Source organism: Bosea sp. 29B (assembly GCF_902506165.1).
Lineage (GTDB): Bacteria > Pseudomonadota > Alphaproteobacteria > Rhizobiales > Beijerinckiaceae > Allobosea.
In genome coordinates this window covers 1,763,409-1,776,401 of the sequence record NZ_LR733817.1, presented here as the reverse complement: position 1 = coordinate 1,776,401, position 12,993 = coordinate 1,763,409, and the positions used below count along the sequence as shown (strand labels likewise).

11 protein-coding genes are annotated in these 12,993 nt (G+C 68.0%); 7 read left to right on the top strand and 4 right to left on the bottom strand.

The features are described 5' to 3' along the window. Positions 1–14: 14 nt before the first annotated feature. The 3 genes from GV161_RS08625 to GV161_RS08615 are packed head-to-tail and all read left to right on the top strand — an operon-like array spanning position 15 to position 2,997. A complete protein-coding gene (locus GV161_RS08625) occupies positions 15–947 on the top strand; it encodes an ABC transporter substrate-binding protein (RefSeq protein WP_152015100.1) in 933 nt (310 codons plus the stop codon). A 52-nt stretch (positions 948–999) separates the two neighbouring features. Then, positions 1,000–1,938, top strand: a complete 939-nt coding sequence (locus GV161_RS08620; RefSeq protein ID WP_193219553.1) for an ABC transporter substrate-binding protein — start codon at positions 1,000–1,002, stop codon at positions 1,936–1,938. Between the two features lie 9 nt (positions 1,939–1,947). Beyond that, positions 1,948–2,997, top strand: a complete 1,050-nt coding sequence (locus GV161_RS08615) for an LLM class flavin-dependent oxidoreductase (protein ID WP_152015102.1) — start codon at positions 1,948–1,950, stop codon at positions 2,995–2,997. A gap of 41 nt (positions 2,998–3,038) precedes the next feature. On the opposite strand, the gene leuA is transcribed toward GV161_RS08615, so the two are convergent. Then, positions 3,039–4,706, bottom strand: a complete 1,668-nt coding sequence (gene leuA, locus GV161_RS08610; protein ID WP_201303082.1) for a 2-isopropylmalate synthase — start codon at positions 4,704–4,706, stop codon at positions 3,039–3,041. A gap of 304 nt (positions 4,707–5,010) precedes the next feature. On the opposite strand from leuA, the gene GV161_RS08605 reads away from it, so the two are divergent. The 4 genes from GV161_RS08605 (at position 5,011) to GV161_RS08590 (ending at position 9,232) form a co-directional block, all read left to right on the top strand. Continuing rightward, the gene (locus GV161_RS08605) at positions 5,011–5,952 is read left to right on the top strand and encodes an ABC transporter permease (RefSeq protein ID WP_152015104.1); all 942 of its coding nucleotides are present in this window, start codon (positions 5,011–5,013) and stop codon (positions 5,950–5,952) included. Beyond that, positions 5,949–6,827 carry an ABC transporter permease gene (locus GV161_RS08600; protein WP_152015105.1) on the top strand — a complete coding sequence of 293 codons (879 nt, stop codon included), beginning with the start codon at positions 5,949–5,951 and terminating at the stop codon, positions 6,825–6,827. Before GV161_RS08605 ends, GV161_RS08600 begins: the two co-directional genes overlap by 4 nt. Before the next feature lie 4 nt (positions 6,828–6,831). Beyond that, positions 6,832–7,602, top strand: coding sequence for a glycerophosphodiester phosphodiesterase family protein (locus GV161_RS08595; protein WP_152015106.1), 771 nt, complete (start codon positions 6,832–6,834; stop codon positions 7,600–7,602). Between the two features lie 67 nt (positions 7,603–7,669). Further along, positions 7,670–9,232, top strand: coding sequence for an ABC transporter substrate-binding protein (locus tag GV161_RS08590; RefSeq protein WP_152015107.1), 1,563 nt, complete (start codon positions 7,670–7,672; stop codon positions 9,230–9,232). 65 nt (positions 9,233–9,297) lie between these two features. Here GV161_RS08590 and GV161_RS08585 read toward each other — a convergent pair whose 3' ends face one another. From GV161_RS08585 to GV161_RS08575, 3 genes are read right to left on the bottom strand one after another with little or no spacing between them, the layout of a single operon-like run. Continuing rightward, the gene (locus tag GV161_RS08585) at positions 9,298–10,764 is read right to left on the bottom strand and encodes an alkaline phosphatase family protein (protein ID WP_152015108.1); all 1,467 of its coding nucleotides are present in this window, start codon (positions 10,762–10,764) and stop codon (positions 9,298–9,300) included. Between the two features lie 25 nt (positions 10,765–10,789). Further along, on the bottom strand, positions 10,790–11,779 hold the full coding sequence (locus GV161_RS08580; RefSeq protein WP_152015109.1) for an oligopeptide/dipeptide ABC transporter ATP-binding protein: 990 nt from the start codon (positions 11,777–11,779) through the stop codon (positions 10,790–10,792). Beyond that, entirely contained in the window at positions 11,776–12,822 is a 1,047-nt protein-coding gene (locus tag GV161_RS08575) for an ABC transporter ATP-binding protein (protein ID WP_244624124.1), read from the bottom strand. The genes GV161_RS08580 and GV161_RS08575 overlap by 4 nt, the downstream gene beginning before the upstream one ends. Positions 12,823–12,993 lie beyond the last annotated feature (171 nt).

Sequence of the window (12,993 nt, the reverse complement as noted above, 5' to 3'; positions counted from 1 at the left end):
CAAGGAGCCAAGTCATGATCACCAGACGCAATGCGCTCTCCCTTCTTGGCGCCGCCTCGGCTGGCGCGCTGCTCCCCTCGCTCGGCTTCGCCCAGCAGGCGATCGATCTTTCGCCCGAGCAGCCCGGCCGGCCGCGGGCGCAGCGCGACGCCGCCGCGATCAAGCTGATCGGCAAGGACGCCAAGTTCGTGAAGGAGGGCGTCTTCACTGTCGCCAACGCTACCGGCCGGTTGCCCTTCGCTGGTTATGCGAGCGACACCAAGAGCATCGTCGGCTCCGAGCCCGATATCGCTCAGCTCGTCGCCGATGCGCTCGGCCGCAAGCTCGAGATCGTCCCGGTCTCCTGGGCCGACTGGCCGCTCGGCGTCGCCTCCGGCAAATACGATGCGGCGATCTCCAACATCACGGTCACCGAGCAGCGCAAGGAGAAGTTCGACTTCTCGACCTACCGCAAGGACCTGCTCGGCTTCTATGTGAAGAAGGACAACGAGATCCAGATCCGCGAGCCGCGCGACATCGCCGGCCTCAAGATCATCGTCGGCTCCGGCACCAATCAGGAGCAGATCCTGCTGCGCTGGAACGAGCAGAACGTGAAGGACGGGCTGAAGCCGGCCGAGGTCCAGTACTATGACGACGATGTCGTGCTCTATCTCGCGCTAGAGACCGGCCGCGCCGACGCCTATCTCGGCCCGAATGCGCTGCTCAGCTTCAAGGCGGCCCAGGAGAACAAGACCCGCCTCGCCGGCAATTTCTCCGGCGGCTGGCCGCTGCTGGCCGAGATCGCGGTGACGACCCGCAAGGGCGCCGGCCTTGCCGAGGCGATCGCCCACGCCGTCAACGCCCAGATCGGCAACGGCAACTACGCCAAGGCGCTCGGGCGCTGGAACCTCGCCGCCGAGGCGATCGAGCAGTCGCGCACCAACCCGCCCGGCCTGCCGGCGAAGTGAAGGCGGCGGGCGTCGTTGCGGTCTAGTCCATTAGAGAAGACGGAAGACAATGATGTTGCGAGCGCGTGCCATGCTGGCACTTCTCCTCGGTGGCTGGGCTGTCTTTGGCCAAACGCAGGATCGGGCTTTGGCCCAGGCGCCGTTCGATCTCGGGCCGGAACAGCCCGGCAGAGTCCGGGCCGAGAAGCAGCCGGAGGCGATCGCCGCCATCCCGAAGGGCTTCAAATTCGTGACACCCGGTGTGCTCACCGTGGCGGTCAGCCCTGGTAGGCCGCCGCTCGCGACCTATGCCACCGATGCCAGGACCGTGGTCGGCGCCGACGCCGATTTCGCCCAGCTGGTCGCCGACAGTCTCGGGCTCAAGCTCGACCTGCAGCCGATCGCCTGGGCCGACTGGCCGCTCGGGCTGGCGTCCGGCAAGTACGATGCGGTCATTTCCAATGTCGGCGTGACCGAGCAGCGCAAGGAGAAGTTCGACTTCTCGACCTATCGCAAGGGCCTGCATGGCTTCTTCGTCCGGGCCGACAGCAGGGTCACGCAGATCAGCGAGCCGAAGGATGCCGCCGGCCTCAAGATCAGCGTCGGCGGCGGCACCAATCAGGAGCGCATTCTGGTCGAATGGAGCAAGCAGAATGTCGCTGCGGGCCTGAAGCCGATCGAGCTGCAGCTCTTCGACGACGAGGCTGGCCGCCTCGTCGCGCTGCGCTCGGGCCGTGTCGACGTCATCGTCCAGCCGCATGCCCAGCTCGTCTTCATCGCGGCACGTGACAAGGATATCAGGCGCGTCGGCACGCTCAGCGCCGGCTGGCCGCTGAAGTCGGATGTCGCGATCACCACCCGCAAGGGCAGCGGCCTGGTCGATGCGCTGACCGTCGCCACCAACGGGCTGATCGCCAACGGCAAGTTCCGGGCATCGCTGGTGCGCTGGGGCCTGGAGGAGGAGGCGCTCGACCGCTCCGAGACCAACCCGCCCGGCCTGCCGAAATACTGAAGAAGCGCCATGTCCAAGCTCGCCATCCGGCACATCACCTTCCTGACTCCAGGCAATTACGACGACGCCGATCCGCGCGCCGGGCTGGAAGAGACGCTCGCGCTCTTCGAGCATGGCGAGGCGCTCGGCTTCGACAGCGCCTGGGTGCGCCAGCGCCATCTCGAACCCGGCGTCTCCTCTGCCGCGACCTTCCTCGCGGCCGCATCCCAGCGCACCAACCGGATCGGGCTCGGCACCGCCGTGATCCAGATCGGCTACGAGAACCCATTCCGGCTGGCCGAGGACCTGTCGCTGGTCGACGTGCTTTCCGGCGGGCGGCTCAATGTCGGCCTGAGCGCCGGCCCGCCGCCTTTCGGCAAGCTCCTGGGCGAGCGCTTCTTCGATGCCGATCCGGGGCTTTACGATTTCTCGCATGCCCGCGTCGCCCGCCTCGCCAGGAATCTCGATGGCGACTGGCTCGGCGATGCCGACAGCCGCATCACCTCAGCTGCCGGCGAGCATCGCCCGCGCCTGCGCCCCCATGCGCCGGGGCTGAGGCAGCGGCTCTGGTATGGCGGCGGCTCGCTGCGCTCGGCTCGCTGGGCCGGCGAGAGCGGCTTCCAGCTGCTCGTCGGCAATCTCAACACCGGTGAGGAGACCGACGATTTCTTTGTGGCGCAGCGCCGTCATATCGAGACGTTCCGCGCTCATTGGCGTGGCGAGGACGAGCCTAAGGTCGCGGTCGGCCGCGTGATCGTGCCGCTCGACAGCGCCGACGCAGCGACGCGCCAACGCTATCGCGACTATGCGCAAAGCCGGCATGCGCGCACGCTCGCGCCGCAAGGCGAGCGCCGGACGTTGTTCACGCCCGATCTCGTCGGCACGGCGGCCGAGATCGTCGACTGGCTCGCCGCTGATCCGGTCCTGCCGCTGGTCGATACGCTGCGGCTGGAGCTGCCTTACAACTTCTCGATCGTGGATTACCGCCAGATCATCGCCGACTTCGTCACGCTGATCGCGCCGGCCCTCGGCTGGCGTGGTGCGGAGCCAGCTGAGCGCCGCAAGGCCGTCGGGAAATAAGCACGAAAGCGGCGGGCGAGCCCGCCACTTCCGGCAATGGCTCAGCCCTGCTGGCCGGCCATCACCCGCTGCATACCGCTGAGCACGGCTTTCAGCGAGGCCATGACGATGTTCGGGTCGATGCCGACACCGTGCACGGCCCGCCCCTTCTCGTCCTGGAGCTGGACATAGCAGGCGGCGGTGGCATTGGCGCCGCGGCCGACTGCGTGCTCGTGATAGTCGAGGAAGGAGAATTCGACGCCATAGGTCGTCTTCAGCGCGTCGACGAAAGCATCGATCGGCCCGTTGCCGACCCCCTCGATCGTGCGGATCGCGCCGTCCTGCTTCAACTCCGCCGTCAGCGTGCGCGAGCCCTGCGCGCCCGGGAAGGTCTTGTGGGCGAGCAGTTCCAGCGGGGCGTCGCTCAGGAGGTAGGTCTTGCTGAACAGCGACCAGAGCACCGCGCTGGTCAGCTCCTTGCCCTCCTCGTCCATCTGCTCCTGCGCGATCTTGGAGAACGCGATCTGCAGCGGGCGGGGCAGGTCGAGGCCATGATCGGCCTGCAGGATATAGGCGATGCCGCCCTTGCCGGATTGCGAGTTGATCCGGATCACCGCCTCGTAGTCGCGGCCGACGTCCTTGGGGTCGATCGGCAGATAGGGCACCTGGAAGATCGGGTCGTTGCGCTTCTCCTGCGCGTCGAAGCCCTTCTTGATCGCGTCCTGATGCGAGCCGGAGAAGGCGGTGTAGACGAGCTCGCCGACGTAAGGGTGGCGCTCATGCACCGGCAGCTGCGTGCAGTATTCGGCGATGCTGCGGATCTCGTTGACGTCGCGCAGGTCGAGCTCGGGATCGATCCCTTGCGTGAACAGGTTCAGCGCCATGGTGACGATGTCGACATTGCCGGTGCGCTCGCCATTGCCGAACAGCGTGCCCTCGACGCGGTCTGCGCCGGCCATCAGCGCAAGCTCGGCGGCAGCCACAGCAGTGCCACGGTCATTGTGCGGATGGATCGAGAGCAGCACGCTGTCGCGATCGGAGATGTTGCGGCCGAACCATTCGAACTGGTCGGCATGGACGTTCGGCGTCGCCATCTCGACGGTCGCCGGCAGGTTGAGAATCAGCTTCTTCTGCGGCGTCGGCTGGATCACCGCCTTGACCGCCTCGCAGATCTCCAGGGCGTAGTCGAGTTCGGTGCCGGTGAAGCTCTCGGGCGAATATTCGAAGGTGAAGTTGGTCTCGGGCGCCTTGGCCGCCAGCGCCTTGATCTGGGCGGCCGCATCGGTCGCGATCTTGACGATGCCTTTGCGGTCGGAGCGGAAGACCACGTCGCGCTGCAGCGTCGAGGTCGAGTTGTAGAAGTGCAGGATGACGTTCTTGGCACCCTTCACCGCTTCGAAAGTGCGCTCGATCAGCTCGGAGCGGCACTGCGTCAGCACCTGGATCGCGACATCGTCGGGGATCGCGCCGCTCTCGATGATCGAGCGGACGAAGTCGAAATCAGTCTGCGATGCCGCGGGGAAGGCGACCTCGATCTCCTTGAATCCCAGTTTGACCAGCAGGTTGAACATGCGGTCCTTGCGATCGACGCCCATCGGCTCGATCAGCGCCTGGTTGCCGTCGCGCAGGTCGACGGAGCACCAGATCGGCGCCTTGGTCAGCACCTGCGACGGCCATTTGCGATCGGGCAGGTTGACCGGCGCATAGGCGCGGTATTTGGAAATCGGCATCGTGGTCATGGGACAACCCTTGCGAAGGATGCGGCGTCAGGCCAACTCGGGACCTTGTTGCGCCGTCATGCGATGGACAGGCCTTTGAACCCCAGCGCGCTCACGGCGCCGGGCGGCTAAGTCGCAGGGTCAGGCCCCGGATGGCGGACCGAAATCGCATGACCGGACCTAACCATCATGGCGGAGGAAGATCAACCTCGACGCTGCCGCCGATGTCCGCGGCCTCCGCCTCGAAGGCGAACTGTCATTCGTTTGTCGCGTAAGCATCCGCACAAGCTCGCCTTCGATCAACGAGCCCTCGTCGATGCTGCGTTTCCTGATCCTTCGCTTCCTGCGCGCGCTGCTGACGGTCGCGATCTGCGTCTCGGCGGTGTTCCTGGCGCTGCGCCTGGCCGGAGATCCAGCCGACATCATGCTTTCGATCGAGACGCCGCCGGATGTGCGCGCCCACTACCGCGAGCTCTGGGGGCTCGATCGGCCGCTGGCGGAACAGTATCTGCGCTATCTCGCCAGCGTGGCCCGGGGTGATTTCGGCCTCTCCTTCGCCGATGACCGGCCGGCCTTCGCCGCCGTCGTCGACGCGCTGCCGAAGACCTTCCTGCTCGGGGCCTGCGCGCTGCTGCTGGCTCTGCTGATCGGCATGCCGCTCGGCGTCCTGGCGGCGCTGCGCCACAACACTGCGGTCGACCGCTTCGCCATGGCGGTCGCCGTGCTCGGCTATGCGATTCCGATCTTCTTCCTCGGCATCCTGCTGATCCTGCTCTTTGCATTGAAGCTGCGCGTCCTTCCCTCGGCGGGATCCGAGACGCTCTGGCACTTGATTCTGCCGGTGGTGACGCTGGCCTTGCCGCTCGCCGGGCGCCTCGCCCGCTTCGCGCGTACCGCCACGCTCGAAGTGCTTGGCAAGCCATTCATCCGCGCGGCGCGTGCCCGCGGGGTGATGCCGCTCTCGGTCATCCTGCGCCACGCGCTGCCCAATGCCGCTGTGCCGCTCTTGATGTTCATCGGCATCGAGATCGGCCATATCCTCGCCGGCAGCGCCGTGGTCGAGACGATCTTCGCCTGGCCGGGCATCGGCCGGCTATTGGTCGATTCCGTCTCGTCGCGCGATCTCGCCGTGGTCCAGGCAGTGATCCTGACGGTCACCGTCGTCATGGTCACCGCCAACCTCCTGGTCGACATCCTGCACATCCTGCTCGATCCGCGCCTCGGCGGCTTCTCGCGCAGCCTGGGCAAGCCGGCATGAGCGCGAGCCTCGATCTTGGCGCCGCTCCGGCCTCCCGTCCGCGCGGACGGCGCATGTCGCCGGTGGTGAAGCTCTCGGCCGGCTTCCTGATTCTGGTCGTGCTCGTCGCGATCCTGGCCGACTGGCTGGCGCCGCTCCACTACACCACCCAGAATCTGCTGGCCCGGCTGAAGCCGCCGCTGACGCAGAGCGGCGGCACGACCTACTGGCTTGGCACCGACCAGCTCGGCCGCGATATCCTCAGCCGCATGATCTATGCGGTGCGGACCTCGATCCTGATCGCGGTGATGGGCACACTGATCGGGGCGGTGTTCGGCACGCTGCTCGGCTTCATCGCGGCACGGATGCGCGGCATCGTCGACCAGGCGATCATGATGCTGGTCGATGCGCAGGCGGCGATTCCGGCGCTGTTCCTGGCGCTGACAATGCTCGCTTTCTTCGGCAATAACATCGTGCTGTTCATCATCCTCGTCAGCATCGACGGCTGGGACCGCTATACCCGCCTCGCCCGCGGCCTCGTCGCCTCCGAGCAGGAGAGCGATTACGTCAACGCGGTCGAGGCGCTGGGTGCCAGCACGCCGCGCGTGATCCTGCGCCATCTCCTGCCTAATATCATCGCGGCGCTGGTGGTGCAGGCGACGCTCAACTTCCCCGGCACGATCCTGCTCGAGACCTCGCTCTCCTTCCTTGGCCTCGGCGTGCAGCCGCCCGGCACCTCGCTCGGCCTGATGCTCGGTGAAGGCAGGCGCTATCTTCTCAACGCTTGGTGGATCGCCGTCTTCCCCGGCCTGGTGATCTTCCTGACGACGCTGTCGATGAGCCTGTTCGGCGACTGGTTGCGCGACCGTTTCGACCCGACCAGCGAGCGGCATTGAGACCATGAGCTTCGCTATTCGCAGCATCGCCGGCCCGCTGCCGCTCGCCATCGCCCATCGAGGCGGGGCCCTGCTCGCGTCTGAAAACAGTGCCGAGGCCTTCGACAAGGCCAGGGCCATTGGCGCCGAGATGGTCGAGACCGACGTGCGGCTGAGCGCTGATGGCGCGCTGGTCTGCCTGCACGACGCGGATCTCAAGCGCATCGCCGGCGATCGGCGCCTCGTCGCAGAGATCGAGCTCGCGGAATTGCGGGCGATCCTGCCCGATTTGCTGACGCTGGACGAGGCGATCGCTGCCTCCGCGCCGCTGGGCTTGCTGCTCGATGTGAAGCTGACAGGCCCGGCCGTGCTGCCGCGTATACTCGATGTCGTCGCGGCGGCAGGGGCCAGTGAGCGCGTTCTGCTCGGCCTGCGCTCGCTCGACCTGATCGCGGCGGCGCGGGCCCTGCAGGCGGAGATCGCGATCCTCGCGCTGGTTCCGGACCCGCAGTCCTGCGGGCAGTCGAAGGCCCTTGGCGCAGACTGGTTCCGCTTCTGGCAGGGCGAAGCGACGACCGAACGGATTGTGGCCGCGCGCGGCCTTGGCCTGCGGACCGTGGTTATGGTCGGGCAGCCGCGTTCGGTCGCCGAGCCCGGCTATCCGCCCTTTCCGGTCGGGCGGATCGATGCGGAGGGGATCGGCCGCGTTCTCGCGCTCGCGCCCGATGCGGTGATGCTCGACGATCCCCGGCAGCTGCTCTCTACCCGCTCCGTCACGGCCCTGTCGTCAAGCTGAGGCATGGCAGCGCGATTGCGCGGCGGGCCGGATCAATACCGCTGCCGACCTCAATGCGAGACATGCCATGATCACCCTTTCGCGCCGCCGCTTCCTTGAAGGCGCCTCCGCTGCTTCGGCGCTGCTCGCCGCCCCGCAGACCTTCGCTGCCGGCGAGACGCGCCCGAACTTCACCGTCGCGGTCGCCGACCTGCCGGCGACGCTGGAGCCGGCGCGCGAGCTCTCCAATGTCGGCACGCGCGTCACCTATTCGATCTTCGACACGCTGATCCGGCGCGACTTCCTCGGCGCGGCCGATGGCGGCGGCTCCGAGCTGAAGCCGCATCTGGCGATCAAGTGGGAGCGCGTCTCGCCGCAGGAATTGGTCGTCACGCTGCGCCAGGGCGTCAAGTTTCACAATGGCGACGAGCTGACCTCGGAGGACGTCGCCTACACCTTCCGCGACGGCCGTCTCTGGGGCGACAAGGCCCAGATCCCCGGCGGCAAGCCCTATTTCGGCATCCTCGCCAGCGTCGAGCCGATCGACCGCTATAGCGTCCGCTTCCGCACCAAGGTCGCCGACGTGCTGCTGGAGCAGCGGCTGGCCTCCTGGTGCGCCTGGATCGTCAACAAGCGCGCCTATGAGGCGATGGGCTTCGAGGCCTATTCGCGCAAGCCGGTGGCGACCGGCCCCTATCGCGTCGTCTCGCATTCCGCCGCTGAAGCCACGGTGCTGGAAGCCTTCGACGATTATTTCATGGGCAAGCCGACCGCGAAGCACGTCACCTTCCGGCGCGTGCCGGAGCTGGCGGCACGCGTCGCCGGCCTCGTTGCCGGCGACTACGACCTGATCACCAATATCCCGCCCGACCAGATGAGTGTGGTCGGCGCCTACAAGGACATCGACGTGCGCTCCGTCGTGCTCGCGAACGTCCATGTCCTCGCCTATAACGAGCAGGACAAGGTGCTGGCCGACAAGCGGGTGAGGCAGGCGCTGAACTGCGCCATCGACCGGCAGAAGCTGGTCGACGCGCTCTGGCAGGGCACTGCGCGGGTGCCGGCGAGCCACAACTTCCCCGAATACGGCCAGATGTTCGTCGAGGGCCGCAAGCTCCCCTACGATCCGGCCAAGGCCAAGGCGCTGCTGCAGCAGGCCGGCTACAAGGGCGAGCCGATCGTCTACCGCACCATGGCGAACTACTACACCAATGCGCTGGAAGCGGCGCAGATCCTGGTCGAGCAGTGGAAGGCCGTCGGCATCAACGCTTCGCTGCAGGTCGTCGAGAACTCGACCCAGATGCGCGGCGCCGGTGCGCAGATCTTCAACTGGTCGAACTCGACGCGCCTGCCCGACCCGCTCGGCGCGATCTGGGTCGCCTGGGGGCCGGCCGGCGAGCACCAGATCTCGAAGTTCTGGACCTCGGCGGATGGCTTCAACAAGGCCGGCACGGCGCTGGAGGCGGAGGTCGATCCGGTGAAGCGCAAGGCGCTGTTCGCTGAGATGCTCGACATCTGGGAGGACGAGGCGCCGGCGACGATCCTCTACCAGCCGAGCGAGGCCTATGCGATCAAGAAGGCAATCGGCTGGCGGCCGACAACCTTCTATTTCATGGATCTGCGCCCGGACAACCTGTCCTTCGCCCGCAGCTGAGCAGGCGCGAACGCACAATGAAAAAGGGGCGGCTCAGCCGCCCCTTTTTCATTCGTTTCCTCGGATCAGTGCCCGCCGAGGATGAAACGGCGGCCGTCCTGCTCGGCGAACTCGACGTACTGGCTGAAGGCGCCGTGCCCGGTCGAAACGCGGCGGATGCGCGCTTCCTCCTGGGCCGGGCGGGTAAGGTCGCGGCCGACCATGCTCGGCGCCTTGGCCAGACCGGAGAGGCCGAGCACGGTCGGGCCGATGTCGATGATCCCGGCCGGCTCCTGCGAGACGCTGCCGACCTCGCCAGTGCCCGTGCCGATGATCAGCACGGTGTTGAGTTCGTGCGGGTTGATGCCGCCATGCATGCCGCCACCGAGCGGGACATCGCCCGGCGTCATCGCGCCGAGGCCGGGCAGACCGTACTGGTCGGTCTCCAGCGACGATTTCAGGATGAACATCAGGTCGGGCTGGCGCGCGGCATGGCCGGCGCCGATCAGGTCGAGCGACAGGGTGCCGGGAATGTCGCCCTCCTCGCCGCTGCCGCGCGCGAAGACGTGGCCGATCGTCGGCTGCTCCATCAGCCAGGCGGCGATGCGCTCGAGCTGGCTGCGCTCGCCGTTGCGCAGGCGGATCTCGCCGCTGATGCCGCCGGTCGCGAGGAAGGCGGCACCGTCGACAGCCTTGGTGTTGCTGAGGTCGAAGCCGGCCTGGCGCGCCGCGTCGAACAGCGGCTCGACCGCGCCGGTCGAGATCTGGCCGTGGTCGGAGGCTGCGATCACCGCGATGCGCTCGCCATCGGGCTGCGCCTCGACCCAGTCGAGGATGGCGCCGAAGGCGCGGTCCGCCTGCTGCAGGCCGGCCTTGGCCTCCGGCGAGCCGAGCCCGCGATAATGGAAGGTGGTGTCGGGTTCGTTGAACCAGATCAGCGCGACATCGGGCTTCAGCACCGGCAGGACATGCTCGACCATCAGCCGGCCACCATAGGCAAGCTCATCGAGGCGCGGCAGCTGGCGCTCCGGCAGCGGGCCGAGCTTGGCGATCGCGTCCTCGACCGCCTCCGGCGTCTGTGTTGCCTCGGGGCCAAGCATCGTGAAGGTCCAGTGCCCGTTGGCGCGGGCGCGCGGGTTGATGAAATGCGCTGAGCCGGCTGAGCCGGTATGGACGACAGCGAGCCGCTTGCCCGCCCGCGCCAGCACATCACCGAAGGTGTCGACCGCGATCAGCCGGCCGCCATGATGCGCTTCCGCCCGACGCAGCATGCCGATGTCGCTGGTGTCGAAGATGCGCTCGGGGATGGCGTCGGCAAGGTAGAAGGCGTTGCCGACGATCCCATGCACGCCGGGAGGTGCGCCAGTGGCGATCGCGCTGGTCGCGACACGGGTCACCGAGGGGAAGACGCTGCGCGCCTGGCGGAACCAGGTGCCGCGCGCGGCCAGCCGTAGGATGTTGGGCGTCAGCTCGGGCGTGACCAGATCGGGCCGCAGGCCATCGAAGACCGCGACGATGACGCGTGTGGCTGGGGAGCGATCATCTTGGGCCATGTCGGTATCCGGTCGGTCGATAGGGTCAGGCGGCTGCCGCTCTGGCGTCGGCAGCCACGGGTACCAGATGGCAGGCGGCGAGTCGCCCGTCGCTGGTGGGACGGAGCGCCGGCGCTTCCTCGCGGCAGCGGGCGATGGCGCGCGGACAGCGCGGATGGAAGGCGCAACCCGCCGGCCGGTCGACCGGATTGGGCGGGTCGCCGCGCAGGGTGATGCGCTCGGCCGTGCCGCGCTGGAGCGTCGGCACGGCCGAGACCAGCGCCTCGGTGTAGGGATGGGCCGGGGCATGGAACAGCGCCTCCGGCGGGCCCTGCTCGACGATCCCACCGAGATACATCACCGCGACCTCGTCGGCGATCTGCCGGACGACCTTCAGATCGTGGCTAATGAAGAGATAGGCCATGCCGAAGCGCGCCTGCAGGTCCTGCAGCAGGTTGATAACCTGGGCCGCGACCGAGACGTCGAGCGCCGAGATCGGCTCGTCGCAGACCAGCAGCTCCGGACCAAGGATCAGCGCCCGGGCGAGCACGACGCGCTGGCGCTGGCCGCCGGAGAGCTCATGCGGATAGCGCTCGAACAGGTCCGCCCTCAGGCCGACCGCCTCGAACAGCTCGAGCGCCTTTTGCCGTCGGGCTTCGGCGCCGGCTTCGAGCCCGTGGATGGCGAGCGGCTCGACGATCTGCTCGCCGACGGGCAGGCGCCGATCGAGCGCCGCGAGCGGGTCCTGATGCACCAGTTGCATCCGCCGGCGCAGGGCCCGCCAATGGCGATCGCGCGTCGCGCTGACCTCCTCGCCGGCGAATGTGATCCGCCCGCGCGTCGCTGGCAGCAGGCCGAGCACGAGCCGCGCGGTGGTCGACTTGCCGCAGCCGGATTCGCCGACCAGGCCGAGCGTCCTGCCGGCGGCCAGGGTGAAGCTGACGCCGTCTACTGCGTGGAGCATGAGCTTCTGCCCGGTCGCCGTCGCGACCGGATAGTGGCGGGCGAGATCGTCGACGCGCAGGAGCGGGGTCATGCGAAGGCTCCGGCCGGAGCCGGCGCATGCGCGTCCGGCATCAGCGCCGTCTCGGCGAGGCGCAGGCAGGCGGCGCGCTGGTCCTGTGCCGCCAGTACCAGCGCAGGCGTCTGTGTCCGGCACTCGTCGATCGCCAGCGAACAGCGCGGCGCGAAGGCGCAGCCCGGCGGCATCCGGTCGGGCGCGGGAACTGTGCCCGCGATCGGCGTCAACTGGCGGCGCGGCCCATCGAGGCTCGGCAGGGCGGCGAGCAGGCCGCGCGTATAGGGATGGCGCGGCCGGCCGAGCAGGTCCTGCGTCGCTGCGGTCTCGACGACGCGGCCGGCATACATCACCGCGACACGGTCGCAGAGATCGGCGACGACGCCGATATCGTGCGAGATCAGCACCAGCCCCATGCCGCTCTCGCGGCGGATGTCGCGGATCAGGTCGAGAATCTGCGCCTGGATCGTCGCGTCGAGCGCGGTGGTCGGCTCGTCGGCGATCAGGACCTCGGGCTCGCCGGCGAGCGCCAGCGCGATCATCACGCGCTGGTTCATGCCGCCCGAGAACTCATGCGGGTATTGCCGCAACCGCCGCGGCGCATCGGCGATGCCGACGCGATCGAGCAGGCGCAGGGCCTCGCGGTGGGCAGCATCGCCGCGCAATCCGCGGTGCAGGCGCAGCACCTCCGTGAGCTGGGTGCCGATGCGCTGGACCGGATTGAGCGAGCTGGTCGGGTCCTGGAAGATCAGCCCGATGCGCCCGCCGCGTATCCTTGCGAGCGCGCGTTCCGGCAGGCGGGTGATGTCCTCCCCGCCGAGCCGGACCGCGCCGGAGGTTACGACGCCACGACCGAGCAGGCGCAGCGCCGCGAGCCAGGTCACGCTCTTGCCGCAGCCGGATTCCCCGACGATGCCGAGCGCCTCGCCGGGAGCAAGCGACAGGTCGATGCCTCGTACGACCGGGACGGGGCCGTAGGCTCCAGGGAAAGCGACGGAAAAGCTATCCAGCGCCAGCAGCGGGGTTGTGCGTGCCTGCATGCCGGGCAGCAGTGCAGCCATGCCGGAGCGATCGCCTGTGGTCGGGAGCGTCATCGCAGCGGGATAGACGCGCTTCGATGACCGTGATGTGACGCGGTGGGAGCGATGAAGCCGGATCGGCGTCCGGCGAGGTTGGGCGCTGTCTGCAACGAGCAGTGGTGTGAAATGCACGACCGAGGATTATCGATGTGC

Excerpts from the sequence above, each read along its gene's own strand:
- GV161_RS08625 (WP_152015100.1), top strand. The coding sequence starts at position 15 with ATGATCACCAGACGCAATGCGCTCTCCCTTCTTGGCGCCGCCTCGGCT.
- GV161_RS08620 (WP_193219553.1), top strand. The coding sequence starts at position 1,000 with ATGTTGCGAGCGCGTGCCATGCTGGCACTTCTCCTCGGTGGCTGGGCT.
- GV161_RS08615 (WP_152015102.1), top strand. The coding sequence starts at position 1,948 with ATGTCCAAGCTCGCCATCCGGCACATCACCTTCCTGACTCCAGGCAAT.
- leuA (WP_201303082.1), bottom strand. The coding sequence starts at position 4,706 with ATGCCGATTTCCAAATACCGCGCCTATGCGCCGGTCAACCTGCCCGAT.
- GV161_RS08605 (WP_152015104.1), top strand. The coding sequence starts at position 5,011 with ATGCTGCGTTTCCTGATCCTTCGCTTCCTGCGCGCGCTGCTGACGGTC.
- GV161_RS08600 (WP_152015105.1), top strand. The coding sequence starts at position 5,949 with ATGAGCGCGAGCCTCGATCTTGGCGCCGCTCCGGCCTCCCGTCCGCGC.
- GV161_RS08595 (WP_152015106.1), top strand. The coding sequence starts at position 6,832 with ATGAGCTTCGCTATTCGCAGCATCGCCGGCCCGCTGCCGCTCGCCATC.
- GV161_RS08590 (WP_152015107.1), top strand. The coding sequence starts at position 7,670 with ATGATCACCCTTTCGCGCCGCCGCTTCCTTGAAGGCGCCTCCGCTGCT.
- GV161_RS08585 (WP_152015108.1), bottom strand. The coding sequence starts at position 10,764 with ATGGCCCAAGATGATCGCTCCCCAGCCACACGCGTCATCGTCGCGGTC.
- GV161_RS08580 (WP_152015109.1), bottom strand. The coding sequence starts at position 11,779 with ATGACCCCGCTCCTGCGCGTCGACGATCTCGCCCGCCACTATCCGGTC.
- GV161_RS08575 (WP_244624124.1), bottom strand. The coding sequence starts at position 12,822 with ATGGCTGCACTGCTGCCCGGCATGCAGGCACGCACAACCCCGCTGCTG.